Annotated in this window: 17 protein-coding genes; all 17 read right to left on the bottom strand. The window is 35.4% G+C overall.

Annotated features, from left to right (window positions below):
- Nucleotides 1-2: 2 nt before the first annotated feature.
- Nucleotides 3-3,665: a SusC/RagA family TonB-linked outer membrane protein gene (locus H7U22_RS01425; RefSeq protein WP_187069555.1), complete on the bottom strand. Its 3,663-nt coding sequence runs from the start codon at nucleotides 3,663-3,665 to the stop codon at nucleotides 3-5.
- A 26-nt stretch (nucleotides 3,666-3,691) separates the two neighbouring features.
- Nucleotides 3,692-4,666, bottom strand: coding sequence for a FecR family protein (locus H7U22_RS01420; protein ID WP_187069554.1), 975 nt, complete (start codon nucleotides 4,664-4,666; stop codon nucleotides 3,692-3,694).
- Between the two features lie 118 nt (nucleotides 4,667-4,784).
- Entirely contained in the window at nucleotides 4,785-5,387 is a 603-nt protein-coding gene (locus H7U22_RS01415) for an RNA polymerase sigma-70 factor (protein WP_187069553.1), read from the bottom strand.
- A 110-nt stretch (nucleotides 5,388-5,497) separates the two neighbouring features.
- Nucleotides 5,498-6,037: a DUF420 domain-containing protein gene (locus tag H7U22_RS01410; RefSeq protein WP_187069552.1), complete on the bottom strand. Its 540-nt coding sequence runs from the start codon at nucleotides 6,035-6,037 to the stop codon at nucleotides 5,498-5,500.
- Between the two features lie 74 nt (nucleotides 6,038-6,111).
- Nucleotides 6,112-6,807: an SCO family protein gene (locus H7U22_RS01405; protein WP_187069551.1), complete on the bottom strand. Its 696-nt coding sequence runs from the start codon at nucleotides 6,805-6,807 to the stop codon at nucleotides 6,112-6,114.
- Nucleotides 6,807-7,163: a cytochrome C oxidase subunit IV family protein gene (locus H7U22_RS01400; RefSeq protein WP_187069550.1), complete on the bottom strand. Its 357-nt coding sequence runs from the start codon at nucleotides 7,161-7,163 to the stop codon at nucleotides 6,807-6,809. The genes H7U22_RS01405 and H7U22_RS01400 overlap by 1 nt, the downstream gene beginning before the upstream one ends.
- 25 nt (nucleotides 7,164-7,188) lie before the next feature.
- On the bottom strand, nucleotides 7,189-7,896 hold the full coding sequence (locus H7U22_RS01395; RefSeq protein ID WP_187069549.1) for a cytochrome c oxidase subunit 3: 708 nt from the start codon (nucleotides 7,894-7,896) through the stop codon (nucleotides 7,189-7,191).
- A gap of 31 nt (nucleotides 7,897-7,927) precedes the next feature.
- A complete protein-coding gene (locus H7U22_RS01390; protein ID WP_187069548.1) occupies nucleotides 7,928-8,494 on the bottom strand; it encodes a cytochrome c oxidase subunit 3 in 567 nt (188 codons plus the stop codon).
- Nucleotides 8,495-8,509: 15 nt separating this feature from the next.
- Nucleotides 8,510-9,418 carry a heme o synthase gene (cyoE, locus tag H7U22_RS01385; RefSeq protein WP_187069547.1) on the bottom strand — a complete coding sequence of 303 codons (909 nt, stop codon included), beginning with the start codon at nucleotides 9,416-9,418 and terminating at the stop codon, nucleotides 8,510-8,512.
- Between the two features lie 11 nt (nucleotides 9,419-9,429).
- Nucleotides 9,430-10,488 (bottom strand): COX15/CtaA family protein, encoded by a 1,059-nt coding sequence (locus H7U22_RS01380; protein WP_187069546.1) that lies wholly within the window; start codon nucleotides 10,486-10,488, stop codon nucleotides 9,430-9,432.
- Between the two features lie 79 nt (nucleotides 10,489-10,567).
- Complete coding sequence (locus H7U22_RS01375) at nucleotides 10,568-12,448, bottom strand: cytochrome c oxidase subunit I (RefSeq protein ID WP_187069545.1); 1,881 nt, start codon at nucleotides 12,446-12,448, stop codon at nucleotides 10,568-10,570.
- Between the two features lie 22 nt (nucleotides 12,449-12,470).
- On the bottom strand, nucleotides 12,471-13,697 hold the full coding sequence (locus H7U22_RS01370; RefSeq protein ID WP_187069544.1) for a cytochrome c oxidase subunit II: 1,227 nt from the start codon (nucleotides 13,695-13,697) through the stop codon (nucleotides 12,471-12,473).
- A gap of 71 nt (nucleotides 13,698-13,768) precedes the next feature.
- Nucleotides 13,769-14,992, bottom strand: coding sequence for a quinol:cytochrome C oxidoreductase (locus H7U22_RS01365; RefSeq protein WP_187069543.1), 1,224 nt, complete (start codon nucleotides 14,990-14,992; stop codon nucleotides 13,769-13,771).
- Nucleotides 14,993-15,007: 15 nt separating this feature from the next.
- Entirely contained in the window at nucleotides 15,008-15,619 is a 612-nt protein-coding gene (locus H7U22_RS01360; protein ID WP_187069542.1) for a c-type cytochrome, read from the bottom strand.
- Nucleotides 15,591-16,127, bottom strand: coding sequence for a DUF3341 domain-containing protein (locus H7U22_RS01355; protein ID WP_187069541.1), 537 nt, complete (start codon nucleotides 16,125-16,127; stop codon nucleotides 15,591-15,593). The genes H7U22_RS01360 and H7U22_RS01355 overlap by 29 nt, the downstream gene beginning before the upstream one ends.
- Nucleotides 16,128-16,129: 2 nt before the next feature.
- A complete protein-coding gene (nrfD, locus tag H7U22_RS01350) occupies nucleotides 16,130-17,602 on the bottom strand; it encodes an NrfD/PsrC family molybdoenzyme membrane anchor subunit (RefSeq protein WP_187069540.1) in 1,473 nt (490 codons plus the stop codon).
- A gap of 26 nt (nucleotides 17,603-17,628) precedes the next feature.
- Entirely contained in the window at nucleotides 17,629-20,655 is a 3,027-nt protein-coding gene (locus H7U22_RS01345) for a TAT-variant-translocated molybdopterin oxidoreductase (RefSeq protein WP_187069539.1), read from the bottom strand.
- Nucleotides 20,656-20,688 lie beyond the last annotated feature (33 nt).

The raw sequence follows: 20,688 nt of genomic DNA, 5'->3' as shown, positions 1-20,688 counted from the left end.
TTTTAGAATCCCACCTTAAATGACAAAGTAAATTGACGTGGAATTGGTAAAGCAACCCCACCAGATCCAAAGAACTCAGGATCTTGTCCATTAAGTTTTTTATCTGAATAAATTAAAAATAAGTTATTACCAACTACGCTAAGTGAGCTATTTGTAAAGCCTAGTTTTTTAGAAAATTTTGCTGGAATATTGTAACTTAATATAATTTGTTTCATTCTAACAAAACCACCGTCAGCAACTCTTTCGGTAGAATAATTATAATTATTATAAGCATAATTACTTCCAAAATTGGTGGCTTCTAGTGCATCCAAAATCGAAGGCACATTCGTAATTAACTCATCCCCAGGAATTTCCCATCTACTTAAAAAGGCCTTTGGCATTGCATCTAAGTCTGTATAACTTGTTTTAAATGCTGGGGATAAGCGTACTTTATTGCCAGCAGCAAAAGTTACTAAAGTCGATAATGTAAAATCCTTATACTTGAAAGTATTCGAAAAACCACCTGTATATGTTGGATCAATTGGTCCTTCATATTTCAAATATTTTACCACATTACTTTGAAGATAAACATCTCCACTAACAATACCTTCATCATTGATATACTTAGGAGATCCGTTTAAAGGATCTAAACCTTGAAAATCTAAGGAGAATAATCCTCTTTGAGCATATCCCTCGAGCGGACCACCATCAGCTCCAATCAAGCTGAATATTGACGGCTGATTTTTTAAATTCGTGATCTCATTTTTGTTATAGCCAAAAATCAATTGAGTTGACCAATTAAAATTAGTTGTTTTTAATACTCTTGCACCTAAAGTAGCTTCAATACCATGAGACTTCATATCAGCATAATTGGCCTGCTTAATTGCTTCACCACCAATTCCTGAAGTTTTGAATGCACCTATTAAATCAAAACTTTTTCTCTTGTAAGCATCAACAGTTAATGTCATTCTCTCATCGAAAAAACCTAAATCCAAACCAACATTCAATTCATTAAGTTTTTCAAATGTTAATTCTGAATTTTCTAAACCATCGATATACAGCTTGGTTTCTTTTTCAGCTAGGTAAGGTCTTCTTGTGCCAGTACTTTTAACTACCAAACTAGAATTCTGTGCTGAGCCCATACTAGCAACCAACCCATAAGTTCCTCTCAATGTGGCACGATTTAAAATCTGACTTAAGCGTGAAGGTGTTTTATTGTTATGTGTTTCTGCACCAAAGAATTCTTCCTTATCAATATTCCAAGCCCCTGAAATATTCCATGTTGGCAACCATCTAGCAGTTGGAGATTCTCCAAGTAAATTTGAACCATCATAACGTCCTGTTGCATTGATACTATATTTGCCCTTATAAGAATATGCTCCCCTCAATGAGTAGTTTAAGTATCTTTCATATCGGTAACCCATACTGTAATAATTAAATCCACCTTCAACGTTTGCTTTTACAATATTTGGATCAATAAATGGCACTCCTCCTTTGTCGTATTGATAACCATAACCATCAAATACTTTATTTTGCCTATTTATGTACCTCATTTCTTGAGTAGCGAAAAAATTCACCAAATGATCTTCATTAAAAGTTTTATCATATTCCAAACTGTTACGAACATAATAATTAATGATATTGTCATCATTTGTTTTGTAAAAACCTCCGTACGGTAATACAGAAACTGGCAATGCATTCGGATCATCAGGATTTTTATATAAAAATTTATTTGCACCTCTAATCGTTGCATCATTCGGATTAATACCTGCTCTGTAAGCTTGCGCCATGTTAGAATCTTCGGTTATTTTATGTTCTTGGCTAGTTCTAGCATAACGGTACGCTCCATCAAATGAATACTTTAAATCCTTTGTGATTTTATATTTTAAACCTCCTTGAACTTTAAAATCAATTAAGTTTAGTTCTAACGTATTATTTTCTAACTCATTTAGAATATTAAATGGCGCATAGTTTTGAGTAAAAAACTCGCGATTTCCATTCGCATCATATGCTGTGAGGGTACGGCTCGTGTTTAGTGCGTAACTAAACGGATTAATATCAAATTCCCGATCATACGTTCCATAAACTGGATTGCCATTTCTGCCCAAAGTACCAGGTGCCTTTTGGTCGCGAATAGATCCTTGAGTAATTAATTCTATACTCAGTTTGTCGCTAATTTCAAAGTTCCCACGTAAGTTTCCAGTAAATCTTTTAACATTATCACCTATGCTCCAGCCATTATCTTGCAAAAAACTTGTAGAAGCATAAATTTTTGATTTTTGAGTACCAGTGGCAACACTTAAAGAATGTTCTTGCATAAATGATTGCTTGAACAAAATATCAAACCAATCTGTATTAGTATCTGCATATCGCTGCAAGAATTGTTTCTGACTCGGAGCGTCATTCCTTAGGGCATAAGTTCCAGTAGCAGCATCATAATTATACATTTGATTGTACATTTTCGTAAATACACCTCCATTAGAACTACGAGAAGAACTAGAATGATTTAACCAACCTTTATTTTGCATTTCGAGATAGACATTCATCTGATCGGCAGAATTTAGGATATCAAAGTTATTGTAAGATGGTTTCATATAACTTGAGAAGTTTCCTGTATACGATATAACAGGCTTTCCATCAGTATTTTTTCCCTTTTTAGTAGTAATAATAACAACCCCATTCATTGCTCTTGCTCCATATTGCGCAGTTGCAGCCGCATCTTTAAGTATATTAAAACTTTCGATGTCATCTGGATTCAAACCAGCAACTGATGAACCAACCAAAGTTGAAGGATCACCTGTAGACAGTTGTTCGTTAGAAATATTTACAACATCTTCTAAAATAATACCGTCTACCACCCAAAGTGGTTTATTATCTCCGGAAATTGATGTTGCCCCACGTACACGAATTTTTGGCGCAGCACCAAAAGTTCCCGAAACATTTTGAACAGAAACTCCAGCTACGCGACCCTCTAGCATTCGACTCACGTCGTTTATACCATCACGTCTTACATCAGACGCCTTTAAAGCAGTTGCAGCACCTGTAAATAATTTCTTATTAATATCCTGATAACCTGTTGAAACAATATTAACTTCTTTTAACTGACTTGCATCCTCTTCCAAGGAAACATCAATTGATGATCTTCCATTAACTGCAACCTCCACAGTTTTATAACCAACGGAAGCAAATGACAGTGTAGCACCATCTTTAACCGTAATTTGATACTCACCTTGGCCATTAGTAGATATTGCATTTGCCATTCCCCTTTCTCTAACGCTCACTCCTGGCATAGCGGAACCATCCTTCTTGTCTCTAACTCGCCCTTTAACAATAATATCTTTTTTTGAGCCAGACCTTATTGCTTCCTGAATTTTTAGAATCACCTGATTGCCAACTAACTTATAACCAATGTTTTTCTGTTTTAATTGATCTAATGATTCAGTAATTGTTGTAAGCTTAGCTGGAACATCTAACACCATTGATTTATTAATTTCAGCTGCATCGTACACAAAGCTTACTTTATAAGCCTGTTCGATTTTTTTTAAGTAATTGTCTAATCTTTCGGGTTTTGCATTAGCCTGCTGAACATCAGCATGTGCTAAAACACCCCAAAAGATTGCACACACAAGTAAGGCCATTTGGCGCAAACTCATTCCCGCATTTCTTTTGTAGAAATTTCTCTCCATAGTTTGATTTTTGTTTGTTTGATTAATTAGTTGATACTAGGTGTTTTAAGGATGATACTGTCTTTATTATTCTGGATAGTTAGTCCATAGGTTACTTTCAATACTTCTAAAACCTCATTCAGCGAATTGTTCTTAAAAGTTGCATTCAACTTTTTAACCATTTGCTGATTGGTTTCTAATTTTATATCTGTTTTATAGTAATCGCTAAGTTGTTTACATACATCTTCCAATGGCGTATCTACAAATACAAGCTCATTTGTGAGCCATGAATCTGAGTTTTGAGATAACCTTGCTGTAAATTCTCGTTTCTGAATGTTGTAGGTTAAGGCTTGCCCAGCAGTTAAAATAGATGATGTTCTATTTTGATAAGGAGAGAAAATAACTCTTCCGGTTTTAACATCTAAATCTATTTTATTTGGGGAATAATCAATGTTAAATGAAGTACCAAGCACGCTCACTTTCGATTCGCCCATTAAAACTCGAAATGGATGTTTGGGATCTTTTGCTATTTTGAAAAACGCACGACCTTTATTCAGATATATTTCTCGAGAATCAGAATTAAAGGCTTTGGGATATTTAATCTCACTATTGGCTGCTAATATTATTTTAGATCCATCAACAAGCATAACAGAATCTTGTTGATTGGCAAATGTTTGCTTAGTTATTAAGGCTGAAGAATTAGTCGATTCATAGAACCAATAGCTTATCCCAACAATTAAAATTGTGGCAGCAACGCTACTTACCCATTTCATTAGGCTAAATGAATTGGGCGTAATATTTCTCAAAGCACGCCTAAAATGTTGTTCAGCTTGCCTTTTATTTACGCCATCAAGTCTAGATGATTTGGCCGATAAATTCCATATCTTCTCTATTTCAAGAAAATATTTTTCTTGATCAACAGATTCTGTACGAAAAGTTTCTACAGCACGATGAAGGCTTTCATCCTGCGGATTGTTTAAATACTGAACAATTAAGTCCAAATATTCAGGTTTGTTAAGCATTAGTTCGTTTAGGTTTGTACTATAAGACAAACAAACGCAAGAAAACCCCTAGTCATTTTGAAAAAAAAGTTAAAAAAGAAAGATTAATGGATTAAATGCTCGCTAGAGGACAATTTAATTAATAAAGAAATAGATTCATCAGCATTAAATAGCTTTTACCTTGTCTATTTAATTGCTCATCATTCAAAAAACGCTCCCTCAAAATCTTTAAGGCATTTCCAATATGATTTTCTACGGTTTTTTCAGAAATATCTAGCTGATTAGCAATTTCCTTATACTTTAAGCTTTCAAAGCGACTCAATTTAAAAACTTTCTTGCATTGAGCAGGAAGCTTTTCTATTTCGCTTCTTAGCAAAACAATCATTTCGTTTTCTTCATCAAGGTTGATTAGATATTCATCAGAAAGTTCTGAAGCCAACTTTAAATGATGCTGTTCGATATTTTTCTGTCGATTGAAATAATTAATGGAAGAATTAATTACTGTTCGATATAAATAAGATTTTATGGATTTTACTTCTGATAGATATTCAGGATTTTCCCAAACTTTAAGAAAAACATCCTGAACAATTTCTTCTGCCTCATGAATGTCTTTAAGATATTTGTCGCTTGCTAAAACAAGTTTCTCAAAATAAGATGTATAGAATTTGGTAAAGGTAGCCGTTTGTCCCCTCTCTATTAAAGAGATTAAATCTCTTCCAGTTTCTATATTTAAAGCATCCATTAATAAAGACAAACGTTCGCATTTGCTAACTATAAATCAATATTACAAATTAATGTGGAATAAATTGCCAAATACAGATGCATTTTGGCTCTTAAAACTAAAAATATAGGTTAATAAATATAATATGGAGATATCATAAGGTAAACTACAACACCAGTAATGGCCACATACAACCACAAGGGAAAAGTAATTCTGGCTATCTTTCTATGTTTATCGAATCTTTCTGCTATAGCTCTTACATAAGTAACTAATACCAAAGGTATTATAGCGATAGATAAAAGAATATGAGTGATTAGAATAAAAAAGTAAACAGATCTAATTACGCCTTCACCCCCAAATTTAGTAGAGGGGGTGGTCATGTGGTAGGCAATATACATCAACAGAAACATTAAGGAACATCCTATTGCACCTTTCATTAGATTTTGATGTAGCTGTACTTTGCCATTCTTAATTGCCCAAACTGCAATTATTAATAATACTGCTGTAATGCCGTTTATTGTAGCATAAATGGGTGGTAAAAAAGGTAGTGGTTTGGCATCAATCCCTAGATCTTTCAATTTAATTACGAATAGCAGAGCCACCGCAACAGGTATCAAAATAGAAAGGAAAATGATCCATTTGTTATATTTTTTTTCTATTGGCGTATTCATATTCTTACCTTAAAAACGACTATCTTGTTTGTCAATTTACTATTGACTATTGACCAATTACTAATGACCAATGACTATCTACCGTCCTTTATATTTCTCAAATCTTCTGCCACGAGCACTTTAATTTCATCTGTTAGCTTTGACTGTGCATCGGCATTGGTAGCTTCATAATAACCTCTAATTCTATGTTGATTATCTAAAAGAATCATTTGGTTGCTGTAAATAAATTTAGATCCGTTAGTCTCTTCACTATGAATTACATCGAGCATTAAACCCTTTCTGATAAACGGATAAATCTTTGTTGTATCTCCTGCAAGTAAATCCCATTTGCCTGTTTTGGCTTTCATTGATTTTGCATACAGGGAAAGTTTGTTTGTATCTGTTGGATCAACGGAGATACTGACAAATTTTATCAAACCATTCTTTTGATATTCATCCACCAAAGCCTTAACACTTTTAGCAACTTCCTTAATTGGAGATGCGGTGTAGAATAGGTTAAGGATTACAATTTTATTTTCTAACGATTTCCAACTTACTGAATCATTATCCTGATTTACGAGACTAAAATTTGGAACCACGTGATAAATAGTATCTGGAATCTTTTTGCCTTTTACACTATGAAAAGTAGATGCTACTTTCTTTTCGCCATAAATTGGAAGGCTTTTGTACCTATTCTTGGCAAAGTGGGGCAATAAGTAAAAAAACAAAAATCCCGGTACAGCTAAGATGCCTACCAGGATTAATGTTTTTGATATAGAAAATGATTTCATTAAAAGTTTTGGCTGTGGTGGAAAATAAATCCACCTTCAATCAACATCAATACAATAAAGTAAATAATGAAAATGAATGATACAGTTAAGGCTAACTGTAAACCAAGTTTCTCATACTTTAAGTGCATAAAGTAAGCCACAATGTAAAATGCTTTTAATAACGTTAAAGCAATATAAATGTAGTTACCGATGTGTTGCGTAATATGACCCCCTGGAATTGCCCATAATGCGATGATAAATTCGATAACGGTAATCAACAGTAATATTCCGAAAACCTTCCAGATTTTTCCTCTTGATAAACCCGCGTGCTCCTCGTGTCCGTGCCCTTCTGATGTATGTACGTTATGTTCTGACATGATAATATTTTTATATAATGATAAATTAAACCAAATAGAAGAATGTAAATACAAACACCCATACTAAATCTACAAAGTGCCAATATAAACCAACTTTTTCTACCATTAAATAATGTCCTTTTCTTTCGAAAGTTCCATTAATGGTCATAACTAAAATGATGATATTAATTAATACACCTGTAAATACGTGGAAACCGTGGAAACCTGTTATTGTAAAAAATAGGTTTGCAAACTGTTGTGCAGCCACTAAGGAAACTGGTCCGTTAAAGAATTGTTTTAATTCTTCTGCGGATGGAATCTCCCCCCATCCAAATCCTTCATGGAATAAGTGCGTCCATTCTATTGCTTGGCAACCTAAGAACATTAAACCTCCAATGATTGTTGCGATCATCCAACCAATTACTTCCTTTTTAGCCCTTCTGTGTCCTGCTTCTACAGCCAATACCATAGTTACCGAACTCATAATCAAAATAAAAGTCATGATTCCTACAAACACCAATGGAGCACCATGTTCTACTACACCTGGAATTGATTGAAAAACTTTATCTGGAGCTGGCCAGGTTAATTTAGAAAAACGCTGAGCGCCGTAATAAATCAAAAATGATGAAAAGGTAAAAGCATCTGATAAAAGGAAAAACCACATCATTATTTTACCATATTCTACCGACCAGGGAGAACGACCACCATTCCATGGTCCGGTTTTAACTTGATCTAATTGTGATACTGTATTCATTTGGAAATAGTATAATAGTTTGTTAACAAATTTAACGGTTCAAAAGTAAAAAAACATACAGATATATCCATAATATATCTATAAAATGCCAAAAAATAGAAGCAATTTCCATTCGGTATTGGCTCTTTGCAAGTGGAATATTTCTATAGCTCCCAATTAAAGTACTGATAATAAGTGCAACACCAGCAATAATGTGCAACAAGTGCATTCCAGAAACAATATAGATGAACGAGATTGCTGCATTGTTACCAACTAAGGTGGCACCTGTTTTAACCATACTTCCCCATGCATTAAACTGCATAAAGCCAAAAGTTATGGCCAAAATAACCGTAACCCAAAGCAGATTTCTCTGTAAGCTAAAGTTTAATTTTCTTAATGCTCTGGATGCCAATATTAATGTAATGCTACTGGCAATAATAACTAAACTACTGTAAATAAAAGCATCTGGTAAAACCAAGCCATGCCCTTTTCCTTTCGATGCGGCAAATACTAAATAATAACTTGTAAAGCCACCAAACATGATGGTAGAGGATACAACAAATAGCCAGACGATAAACTTTCTGGGTTTTGGATCAAATGTATCTGGAATATTTTTCATTGCTAAAATCATAAATTATTTCGCGATAAAATTTAATAATAAGCCCAACTGCACTGCTGGGATATAAAAAAATGAACAGAACATAACACGTTTCGCATCCACTAATTCTCTGTTCAATAGAAGTTTAAGTGCCAACCAACTAAAAATAAGACCACCAATGATTGATAATCCTGCTATATAGTAACCACCAAACCCGTAAAAGGTTGGCATTAAGCTTACAGGAATTAAAACCAACGTGCTTAAAAATGTAAGCAAAGCGGTAGTTTTATCCCGTTTCTTTGTTGGTAACAATCTAAAACCGGCCTTCTTATAATCATCATCCAAAACCCAGGCAATTGCCCAAAAATGTGGAAACTGCCAAACAAATTGGATTAAGAATAAAATCCCTGCGATATAGTAATCAATCTCATGAAACATTTCTGCCTTTAAACTTCCAAATGCGGCTAGGTATCCAATAAGTGGAGGTAAAGCTCCTGGTATTGCACCCACAAATACTGCAATCGGCGATTTCCTTTTCAATGGGGTATAAGCAAATGCGTATAACAAAATTGAAAATACAGATAATAATCCTGTTTCTAAGTTGAGCTTACCCAACAACCATGTGCCTAAGAAAGCCATAAATACACCCAAAATTAATCCTTGTCCGGTTGTCATTCTACCGGCAGGCATTGGGCGATCTTTGGTTCGAGTCATTAACTTATCCAAGTCTTTCTCTATAATTTCGTTAAAACAATTCGCGGAAGCTGTAACTAAAAATCCTCCAGCAATTAAAATAAGCCAATTTCCCCAATCAATGGAAGGTATATTGCCTCTCCCAACTTGCATTTTCTGTCCGATCAAAAATGAGATTGAGGCAGAAAATACAACCGTAAAACTCAACCTGAACTTTACCAGCTTAGAAAAATCAGAAATAACTTGTTTCAATTCTCTTAATATTATTGTTTATAAGTACTTGTTCTATAAACCAACAAGTACAGATAAAACTGTAAACTAAATAACAGCGTAGAAAACAAAATATGTAATGCTTGCGCTGCAGGTGGAAAAGCTATGTACGCCAATGCAATACCACTTAATAATTGGATAAGTAACGTAATTAATATAAACCTTGCGGTTAATAATGGCGCTGCTTTCCCACTAAATCTATCAATAACCATTTTATAAACAATGGCATTAGAAATTACAACCAATATGGCCAAATCTCTATGGTAAGAAAATACTGATCCTACTTTAGTAATCCAGATTTGCTTACTTCCATATAATAATGATTTTGCAATCACATCGATGGATTCTCTAACTTCTGTTCCCAAAACAATTTGGGCTATACTTAACAATACTGTAAAAAACAAAAAACCTTTCAACCATAAAATCCGATACATAATTACCGACGGCGTTTTATGGAGTTGCTTTGCGTAGTTATAGGTATAAATAGAGATTGCTAAAATAACCAATGCTAAAAGCATGTGTACTGTTACAACCCATTGAGCCAAGTTTGTAGAAACTACAATAGATCCTAACCAAGCCTGATATACAACAACAACAATATTTAAAATACTCAGAACAATTATTCGTTTAGCCGTCTTTTTATAAGCAAATGAATAGATTGCAGTGAGCAATAGAAATATGCCTGCCAATACTCCAACTAACCTATTTAAATATTCCGTCCATGTTTTAGCCGGATTAAATTCTTCGGGTATCGTTATACTTTTATCTTTTCTAATACTATCAGCCAATGCAACCTTGCCCATACTTTCTAAGTATTTTGCAAAGCGTTCATTCTTTTTAACCCTACTTGCAACATATTTTTCCTTATAATTTGCAGGAAGTTCTGATGCATTAGTTGGTGGAATATATCGATCAAAACATTTCGGCCAATCTGGGCAACCCATTCCAGAGCCGGTACTGCGCACAATACCACCCGCTAAAATAACCAATAGCGTAACTATTATGGTTATGAGGTTAATCCTAATGAAACGTTGTTCTGATCTACTGATCATATATTATTTAAGATGAAAGGGGCATCTGGATAAGCAGAAACTTAATCAGATACCCCTTTTAATTTTTTAAAGCTCTAAACTAGCCTTTATTTTGTACAACTGGATTTGCCAATTCCCAATCTTGCTGTATTTTTTCTGCTTCTGCATTTCCTTCAAAATCGTGAGGTAAATTAGAACTCATTGTTTGAGAGAAAGGAACAGTTTGAGGAATGAAATCTGCATCATGACCAGGTTTGCTATAATCGTAAGGCCATCTGTAAACTGTTGGAATTTCTCCTGGCCAGTTTCCATGTAAATGTTCTACTGGAGCAGTCCATTCTAAAGTATTCGATTCCCATGGATTTTGAGGTGATACCTTTCCTTTGAAAATTGAATAGAAGAAGTTAAACAAGAAAGCTATTTGCGCTAATGCTGCTAAAATCGCTGCCCATGTTACAAATATATTTACAGTTAACCATTTCTTCATAAATTCAAACTCTGTGAAAGCATAGTAACGACGAGGAACGCCATCTAAACCTAAAAAGTGTAATGGGAAGAAAACTAAGTATGCTGCAATAAATGTTAACCAGAAGTGTAAATATCCAAGTTTAGCATTCATCATTTTACCGAACATTTTAGGGAACCAGTGGTAAACACCAGCAAGCATCCCAAAAATAGCTGCAGATCCCATTACCAAGTGGAAGTGGGCAACAACAAAGTAAGTATCGTGTAAGTTAATATCTAAAGATGCATTACCTAAGAAGATTCCTGTTAAACCTCCAGAAATAAAGAAGGATACTAAACCAATTGCAAATAACATTGCAGGTGTGAAACGAATGTTACCACGCCATAATGTTGCCAAATAGTTAAATGTTTTTACAGCTGATGGTACCGCAATAATCAATGTAGTAATCATAAATACACCACCCAACAATGGGTTCATACCCGTTACAAACATATGGTGACCCCATACAATGAATGATAGTACTGTTATACCAATTAGTGAGTAAACCATTGCATGGTAACCAAAGATCGGTTTACGTGAATTTACTGAAATTACTTCTGATGAAATACCCAAAGCTGGCATAATTACAATATATACCTCAGGGTGACCCAAGAACCAGAATAAGTGTTGCCATAGAATTGGAGAACCACCCTCATTTGGTAAAATTGTAGTTCCCATCACAATATCAGACAAGTAAAAACTTGTACCGAAACTACGATCGAATACTAATAAAACCACACCAGCAACTAATACTGGGAAAGATAATATACCTAAGATAGCAGTTAGGAAGAATGCCCAAATTGTTAAAGGCATTTTCCAAAGATCCATACCCTTAGTACGCATGTTTAAAATTGTACTTACGTAGTTGATACCACCCATTAGTGATGATGCAACGAACATAACCATACTAATTAACCACAAGGTCATCCCCAATCCAGAACCAGGTATTGCAGTTGGCAATGCAGATAATGGAGGATAAACTGTCCAACCACCAGATGCAGGGCCTGTTTGAATAAAGAATGAAGACATCATTACCACACAAGCCATAAAGAAGAACCAGTATGAAAGCATGTTTAAGAATGGCGATGCCATATCTCTTGCGCCTATTTGTAATGGGATTAGTAAGTTACTAAAGGTACCGCTCAATCCGGCAGTTAAAACAAAGAATACCATGATGGTACCATGAATAGTAACTAAAGCTAGATAGAAATCTGATTTAATACGGCCACCTTCTGCCCATTTACCTAAGAAAGTTTCTAGGAATGGGAAGTTTTTATCAGGCCATGCCAATTGAATACGGAATAAAATTGATAAGCCCATAGCGATAACTGCCATGATAATACCTGTAATTAGGAATTGCTTAGCAATCATTTTATGATCCATACTGAAAACATACTTTGAAATCAAAGTCTCCTTATGGTGCCCATGATCAGCGTGATCGTGATTGTGTTCGTCGTGTAATGCTATTGTTGACATAATTCTTTCGCTCTGCAGTATATTATTTATTTAAAGCCATTTGGTTGGGTTTCACAGCTGCTGAATCTTTAGCTGCTGAATCTGCTACTGATTTCACAGGCGCAGGTGCCACTGGCAAATTAAATTGTTTTCTCAAATCGTCGTTTAAGTAGGTTTTCTGTTTAGTTAACCATTCTTCGTATTCCTTTTCAGAAACTACACGGACATCTTTTTGCATGTTGTAGTGACCAGCACCACAAATTTTAGCACAATAGAAAAGGAACTTAAAGTTAGGATCGTTCGTTTCCTCTTGCATTTGAGCAGTAGTTTTTGTTGGTGTAAATTCAAAAATTGTCTGCATACCCGGTACCGTGTTCAACTGAACTCTGAAGTGTGGCATGTAAAAACTGTGAATTACATCTTTACTGTTCAAGATCAGTTTAACTGGTTTGTTAACTGGAATAACCATCTCATCAGCCATTAAATCATCACGAGATTTTAAATCGCTAAAATCGATCCCTAAGGTATTACTAGCTGTTGTTAGTTTATAGTTTTTGTGTCCTACAATTCCATCAGCGCCTGGATAACGAATAGACCATTTAAATTGCTCTGAAGTAACTTCAATTTGAAGTGGCTTGTGGTTTGGATCTTCAACTTTGAAGAAAATTGATCTCCAAGTTAAGAAACCCATTAATACCAATACAGTTAAAACCAATGCAGGAACAATTGTCCAGATTTTTTCAATTGTATTATTATGTGGGTAATAGTAAGCTTTTCTTTTAGCTGAATATTTGTAGATGTAAGAAAATCCAAATAACAAGATGTGTGTTGCAATGAAAACGATGGTTGTAATGATCAACGTTAAGTTGAACATATCATCGATACGTTTTCCGTGAACAGATGCAGCATCTGGAAGCAACATTGCTCCATGAACTGTATATTCCCAATACACACCATATAAACCTAAAACTAAAAACAGTGCAAATAAACTAGAATTTACTCTGTTCCAGTTGATACCACCTTCTTTGCCTTGTGCCTCACGGCTCAATTCATAAACTTTTAGGGCTTTACCCACAATTGCTATGAATAAACAAACAGCAAGAAAAACCAGAATATAAAATATTACTGACTTATAGACCTCGCCCATATCAACCTTAGGTGCCGCCGCTGCTGCTGCATTTTGTGCAAATGCGCTGGTGTTTGCAAAAACAGTAAGTAATACTGCTAAAGCTGCGGTCGTTTTATTCGTGATAAACTTTCTTAAACTCATTTTCTTAAAAGTAGTACGCCGTACTTCTATTATAATAATAATTAAATATTTGCCCTTATATAATCACCAAATTAAAGCTGGTGATGCAAACTCTCCTGTAATAATGGGTGATTTTTCGCTATTAAAGGCTTTTTGCTTAGGGATGTTAAAACCGTAAAGGTAAACAATCCTACAAAACCTATTGCTGTTCCAATTTCGATAATACCAAAACCATTATGTCCATCTTCTACTGCGCCTGGCATAATCATTTGGTAGTAATCTACCCAATGACCTAACAATACCACGATGGCAACAAATAAAAGTTTCTTGTCTGTTCTTTTGTTATCTCTATCCATTAACAATAATACTGGTGCTAAGAAGTTCATTGCCAAGTTTAAGAAGAACCAGAACTTATAATATTCAAAGCGTCTGTAGAAATAAATGGTTTCCTCAGGCATGTTTGCATAGTAAATTAATAAGAACTGTGCGAACCATACATAAGTCCAGAAGATAGAGAAACCAAAAATAAACTGACCTAAATTATGTAGATGGCTATTATTAACCCATTGCATATAACCAGCTCTTCTTAATAAGATAATGATAATTGCAATTGTTGCTAAACTACTTACCCACATAGCGGCAAAGTTGTACCAACCAAACATAGTTGAGAACCAGTGAGCCTCTAGAGACATGATCGTATCGAAAGCAAAAATTGGAGTTGTAAATCCATAAATTACCAAGAAGATACAAGCATTTTTAAAACTTTTCCTGTAAGAATTTAATCCTCCAGCCAAATCCTCATTATATGAATACTTAACAAAAAGCATAGAGAAAATACTATAAACACCTAAAAACACGACTTGACGTCCTAAAAAGAAAGGAACATTTAAGAAAACTGCTTTACCAGCGATTAAAGAATCATAGTTAGGACTGTTTGGATCAGTTAAACCATCGGCATGCCAGTGGTGGTATAAATTGTGTGTGTATAATCCAGCTGAAATAATTACAACAAGTATTATAGCTGCAATAGGCAATGTTTTTGCCATTGCTTGTGGTACACGTAAAATTGATGCAGACCATCCTGCTTGAGCTACATATTGAACAGCAAGGAAAAATGTACCCGACATACAAACGCATGCAAAGTAATATCCCATAAGTAACAGGTTGGCAAAAGTACGCTCGTGCATTACTTTATCGCCAGCTAAGAAACCGTAAGCAATAGCTGCAATACCTAAAACGATACCGACTATGCTCAAAGTTTTTACTTTTCCTGTAAACTCAAATTGTTCACTAAAATTAATATTGTGAGTTCCCATTTATATTCTGTTTACTTATTGTCCTTTTTGTAACTGTAATTGTTTAACATACATCACCACTTTCCAACGATCACTCGGAGAAATTTGTGAAGCATGCGAACCCATGTTGTTTACGCCATAAGTTATCGTGTGGTAGATTTTACCATCAGTAAGATCAGCCATTGCACCACCTCTTGATGAACTTCCTTCGTAATATGAAGGTACACCGCTAAATTTCTCAATTTTAACTAAGTGTCCTTGTCCATCTCCTTTATCACCGTGACAAGGGCTACAGAAAACTGTAAACAAATGTTTGCCATCAACAAGGTTAAGTGTATCTACAGGTAATGGATTTACCATGCTAACACCTGCTGCTTCATATCCTTCTTTTGTGTTAGGATATTCATCATACTCTGTAAAACCTACTGGTTTTGTGTGAGCTGGTGGCAACTGTGCAGTTTTACCATCCTTAAAATTTTTATTTGGCTGATCTGGATTATAAGCAATCGGATCATACATATTCCTGGCATATTCTAAACCAGTACTACGTTTATCTTTACAGGCCGAGAATGTAGCTACAAAAGCAATAGCTAAAAGCGCAGTGTAAATAAATTTATTCTTATTCATAGCTAATGTACTTCCTTTCATTATACTTTACTTCTAAAGCACCAGCGTTTTTTAATAATTCATCAATTACGGTATGCTCCGCATTTTCTTTTGCATCAACTGCAATTACAAAGCGATCATCAGTTGCACGAAGATCCATTACTCTTGGAGCTCTTCCTGGAAATAAATGTGTTGAAGCATAGTAAGTTAAAACCATACCAAAAGCACAAAACAATACTGTTAATTCGAACATTATCGGAATAAAATCCGGCAATGCGAATGATGGCTTACCACCAATATTTACTCTCCAATCGATAACTGCGCAAAAATAAATTAAAGCGAAAGCTGCACAGGTTCCTGTAATACCGAAGCAAAATGCTGCAATATCAATTCTCGATCTTTTAACTCCTAATTTGGCTTCTATTCCGTGTATAGGCATTGGAGTATACACATCATGTATACTGATGTTATTTTCCTGAAGAACATCGATGCCATGCATCATTTCATCAGGATCACCAAAGCTGCCTAAAATATATTTGATATCACTCATTGTTATATTTTTGCGTAATCTTCTTGTTTAACACTATCAAATTTCTCTAAAGATTCTATGTACTCTGCCACATATTCTTTATTCTCATGTCCTTCTTTAATCTGTTTCATCTTAGCTTGCTCACTTGCAGATTTTAATAATAATTTAACCTCAGCAATAGCAATTGATGGTAATACTCTTAAGAATAATAAGAATAAGGTAAAGAACAATCCAATTGAACCTACAAACACACTTACATCAACCCAAGTTGGATAGAACATTGCCCAGCTTGATGGAATATAATCACGGTGTAATGAAGTAACGATAATTACGAAACGCTCGAACCACATACCCACGTTTACAACGATTGATAAAATCCATGTTGCTCTAATGCTTAAACGAATCTTTTTAAACCATAGTAATTGTGGCGAGATTACGTTACAAGTCATCATCATCCAGTATGCCCACCAGTATGGACCAGTAGAACGGTTGATAAATGCGTATTGCTCATATTCAGAACCTGAATACCATGCAATGAAGAATTCTGTTAAATACGCTACACCTACGATTGATCCTGTTAAGATGATGATTTTATTCATCGACTCGATGTGGAACATGGTGATGTAGTTTTCAAGACCCAATACTTTACGTGCAACCAATAATAAGGTTAACACCATCGCGAAGCCTGAGAAAATTGCACCAGCAACAAAGTAAGGAGGGAAAATTGTAGTGTGCCATCCCGGAATTACCGATGTTGCAAAGTCCATTGATACAATTGTGTGTACCGAAAGTACAAGTGGTGTAGAGATACCGGCCAAGATTAAAGACACAGCTTCGAAACGTTGCCATGTTTTAACACTTCCGCTCCATCCAAAAGAAAAGATAGAATAGATTTTTCTACGTGTGCCTACTGCACGATCGCGGATTGTAGCGATATCTGGCAATAAACCTGTGTACCAAAATAATAATGATACAGAGAAGTAAGTTGAGATTGCAAACATATCCCACACCAATGGTGAGTTAAAGTTTACCCAAAGAGATCCGAATTGATTTGGTAAAGGTAAAACCCAATACGCTAACCAAGGACGGCCCATGTGAGATACAACATAAGTTGCCGCACAAATAACGGCGAAAATGGTCATCGCCTCTGCCGAACGGTTAATTGAGTTACGCCAGTTTTGACGGAATAGTAATAGTACTGCAGAGATCAGTGTTCCTGCGTGACCAATACCAACCCACCATACGAAACCGGTGATATCCCATGCCCATCCAACTGTTTTATTTAATCCCCAAGCACCGATACCGTTCCAGAAAGTATAGCTAACTGCTACAACCCAAAGTAAAGCACCTAATGAGGCAAAAGTGAACCCGATCCACCAAGCTTTGTTTGGCTTATTCTCTACCGGGCCTAAAATATCATCCGTAATTTTTGCATACGTGATGTTATCTCCGGTAATTAATGGTTCTCTAAGTATTGATTCGTTATGTCCTGACATAATTTGTATTTTCTTTATACTAAAGCTTACGCTTGTACTGTTGTATCTGTGTTTCTAATTTTTGTCATGTATCCGATACCTGGTTTCACGTTAATTTCTTCTAATACGTAGTAGATACGCTCAGAACGTAATGCTTTAGAAACCTCTGAATTTGGATCGTTTGAATCACCAAATACAATGGCATTTGCTGAACAAGCTTCTTGACAAGCCATTTTAATATCGCCATCTTTTAATGGACGTTTCTCAATTTTAGCTTTCAATTTTCCAGCCTGTATACGTTGAATACACATAGAGCATTTCTCCATAACCCCACGAGAACGTGTAGTTACATCAGGATTTAAAACCAATTGAGTAAACTCGTTATTTAAATAGTTATCGAAACGAGAATCGTTCCAGTAGTTAAACCAGTTGAAACGACGTACTTTATATGGACAGTTATTTGCACAGTAACGTGTACCTACGCAACGGTTATAAGCCATGTGGTTTAAACCATCACTTGAGTGTACAGTAGCTAATACCGGACAAACTGTTTCGCAAGGTGCGTGATCACAATGTTGACACAACATTGGTTGGTGAACAACAGAAACATGATCTAAATCTTCCAACTTAGCAATTTCCTTTTCTCTTGTTACATCACCGTCTTTAGTTTCGTAGCTGTAATAACGATCGATACGAATCCAGTGCATTTCACGACGACGGCGAACCTCATCACGACCAACAACAGGAATATTGTTTTCTACATTACAAGCAACAACACAAGAACCACAACCTGTACAAGCATTCAAATCGATTGCCATAACCCAGTTGTTACCTGGTTTTTCGTATTGATCCCAAAGGTCATAGTTTTTATGTCCTTCTTCGCTTTTACCTGTACCAGCAGCAGGGTTTTTTAAATATTCTTTAAAAGTAGCTTCACGGATTACGTTACGGCCTTCAAAAGAGTGGTGAGTTTGTGTTTGTGCTAATTCGTAATGGCCACCTGTTGGGGTAAGCGTTACGGTAGTAGCATATTGCATAGTTCCGTTAACAAAAGAAGCAAACGGGAAAGCATTTTTACCTACATCATTACCAGCTTTACCAACTTTGGTACGGCCATAACCTAGGGCAATTGAAACTGTTCCTTGTGCTTGTCCTGGTTGTACTAAAACAGGAAGATCTATTGAATATCCGTTGCTACCTTTTACAGTTACAACATCAAATTCTTTAATATTTAATTTCTCCGCATATTTTGGAGCGATAGCAACATAGTTATCCCAAGTTACTTTAGAAACTGGATCAGGTAATTCTTGTAAGAATGCATTGTTTGCATTTTTACCATCACGCATTGCGATGTTTTCATAAACCTGTAATTGAACGTCCTTATCTAATGCTTTGCTGCTGTTAACAATCGACGTAGCAACGGCTGCTAAAGATAAGCTGAATGAATAGGCACCTGCAGGTTTTGCAGTTACTGAAACTACACCTTTATCTAAAACCTCATCCCATTTAATACCTAAAGCTGGCAACATTTTGGTTTCCCAATTGTTGCGAACAAACTGATAGTAATCTTTAACTGGAGCATCAGCCCAAACTAATAAACTTTCTTCAGCTTGACGGCTGTTGAACACTGGATTGATGGTTGGCTGTACGATAGAATAATATCCTTCGTAAGCATTTGCATCACCCCAAGATTCTAAATAGTTATGATTAATTGCAATAACATCACAAAGTGAAGCTGTTTCATCAGAACGATCAGAGAATGAAATTTTAGCAGGTACTTTTGCTAAAGCATCAGCGAATTTTTTGCTATCAATCGAATCGTAAGCTGGGTTGCTATTTAAGAATAAAACTGCACCAACTTCTCCACGACTCATTTCAGCAACTAAACCATTAAATTCAGCATCGTTACCTGCATATAAATAGCAAGCGTTATCCAAATCGATAGTAGTACCATAACTTCCAATTGCGGCGTTAATGGCATTTACCAAAATTTGAGTAGAAACATCATTAGAACCACAAACAACTAAGCCTTTGCCTTTAGTTTGCAACAATTCTTTTGCTACTAATTTAATTACTTTATCAGCAGTTGCGTTTTTATCTAACGTTCCACCAGGTAAAGCACCGCCAGTAATTGCATTATATAAAGCGATTAAAGCTGGTCCTTGTTCAGATAATTTAACCGGAACACGAGTATCTGCATTAGTACCTGTTAAGCTCATTCCACTTTCGAATTGAATGTGGCGGCTCATTTTTTTATTTTCTAATGATTTATAGTTACGATTAGAAGTGTATTGAGCAGTAAACTCCTCGCCACTAATCCAAGTGCCTAAGAAATCGGCACCGAAACTCACGATTAAATCTGCTTTATCGAAATTGTATTTTGGTAAAACTGCTTTACCAAAACTATTTTGATTGGCTTGAATAATCCCTGTATAAGAAACAGCATCGTACTGAACCAATTTAGCTGCAGGATATTTCGTAATGAAACCAGTAATAACTGCATTTGTAGATGGGCTACTTACTGTTGAAGCAACAATACGGATTTTTTTACCTGAAGCTTGTGCTTTAGCTAATTCTGATTTTACAAAACCATCAATCTCCGACCAAGTAGTTTCTTTCGTTTTAAGAACTGGTGCTTTTAATTTAGAAACATCATATAAATCTAAAACAGAAGCTTGCGCTCTTGCATCCGTACCACAGTTAAATTGACCCGCATTTGGATTTGGTTCAATTTTAATTGGGCGACCCTCTCTTGTTTTTACTAAGATACTCTGGCCATTAAAGCTAGAAGTATAATAGTTAGGAATACCTGGAGTTACTTCTTCAGGTTTTACCAAATAAGGGATAGATTTTTTTAACGGGGTACTTTGGCATGCCGCCAAAGTTACAGCACCTAAACCAAAACCTAACGCCTTTAAAAAGTCGCGGCGTGGGGTAACGGTACTTAACCCTGCTTCATTTAAAACATCTTCTATTGGAAGTGGCTCGGCGAATTCGTTTTTGTTATTTTTAACAAAATCGGGTGTATTGTTATACTCCTCTAAGCCTTTCCAGTATTTTTTATTGCTTTCCATTTAAGCTATATTACTGTTTATCGAACGTTCTTA

The sequence above is a fragment of the Pedobacter fastidiosus genome (assembly GCF_014306625.1).
Classification (GTDB): domain Bacteria; phylum Bacteroidota; class Bacteroidia; order Sphingobacteriales; family Sphingobacteriaceae; genus Pedobacter; species Pedobacter fastidiosus.
Note: the sequence above shows the minus strand (reverse complement) of the source record. Positions and strands in the feature narration are given on the sequence as shown.

What these genes read in the sequence shown, in the direction of transcription:
- H7U22_RS01370 (WP_187069544.1), bottom strand. Translation starts at nt 13,697, where the DNA reads ATGAGTTTAAGAAAGTTTATCACGAATAAAACGACCGCAGCTTTAGCA.
- H7U22_RS01355 (WP_187069541.1), bottom strand. Translation starts at nt 16,127, where the DNA reads ATGAGTGATATCAAATATATTTTAGGCAGCTTTGGTGATCCTGATGAA.
- H7U22_RS01390 (WP_187069548.1), bottom strand. Translation starts at nt 8,494, where the DNA reads ATGAAAAATATTCCAGATACATTTGATCCAAAACCCAGAAAGTTTATC.
- H7U22_RS01360 (WP_187069542.1), bottom strand. Translation starts at nt 15,619, where the DNA reads ATGAAAGGAAGTACATTAGCTATGAATAAGAATAAATTTATTTACACT.
- H7U22_RS01380 (WP_187069546.1), bottom strand. Translation starts at nt 10,488, where the DNA reads ATGATCAGTAGATCAGAACAACGTTTCATTAGGATTAACCTCATAACC.
- H7U22_RS01400 (WP_187069550.1), bottom strand. Translation starts at nt 7,163, where the DNA reads ATGTCAGAACATAACGTACATACATCAGAAGGGCACGGACACGAGGAG.
- H7U22_RS01425 (WP_187069555.1), bottom strand. Translation starts at nt 3,665, where the DNA reads ATGGAGAGAAATTTCTACAAAAGAAATGCGGGAATGAGTTTGCGCCAA.
- H7U22_RS01420 (WP_187069554.1), bottom strand. Translation starts at nt 4,666, where the DNA reads ATGCTTAACAAACCTGAATATTTGGACTTAATTGTTCAGTATTTAAAC.
- H7U22_RS01375 (WP_187069545.1), bottom strand. Translation starts at nt 12,448, where the DNA reads ATGTCAACAATAGCATTACACGACGAACACAATCACGATCACGCTGAT.
- H7U22_RS01365 (WP_187069543.1), bottom strand. Translation starts at nt 14,992, where the DNA reads ATGGGAACTCACAATATTAATTTTAGTGAACAATTTGAGTTTACAGGA.
- H7U22_RS01415 (WP_187069553.1), bottom strand. Translation starts at nt 5,387, where the DNA reads ATGGATGCTTTAAATATAGAAACTGGAAGAGATTTAATCTCTTTAATA.
- H7U22_RS01410 (WP_187069552.1), bottom strand. Translation starts at nt 6,037, where the DNA reads ATGAATACGCCAATAGAAAAAAAATATAACAAATGGATCATTTTCCTT.
- nrfD (WP_187069540.1), bottom strand. Translation starts at nt 17,602, where the DNA reads ATGTCAGGACATAACGAATCAATACTTAGAGAACCATTAATTACCGGA.
- H7U22_RS01395 (WP_187069549.1), bottom strand. Translation starts at nt 7,896, where the DNA reads ATGAATACAGTATCACAATTAGATCAAGTTAAAACCGGACCATGGAAT.
- H7U22_RS01405 (WP_187069551.1), bottom strand. Translation starts at nt 6,807, where the DNA reads ATGAAATCATTTTCTATATCAAAAACATTAATCCTGGTAGGCATCTTA.
- H7U22_RS01345 (WP_187069539.1), bottom strand. Translation starts at nt 20,655, where the DNA reads ATGGAAAGCAATAAAAAATACTGGAAAGGCTTAGAGGAGTATAACAAT.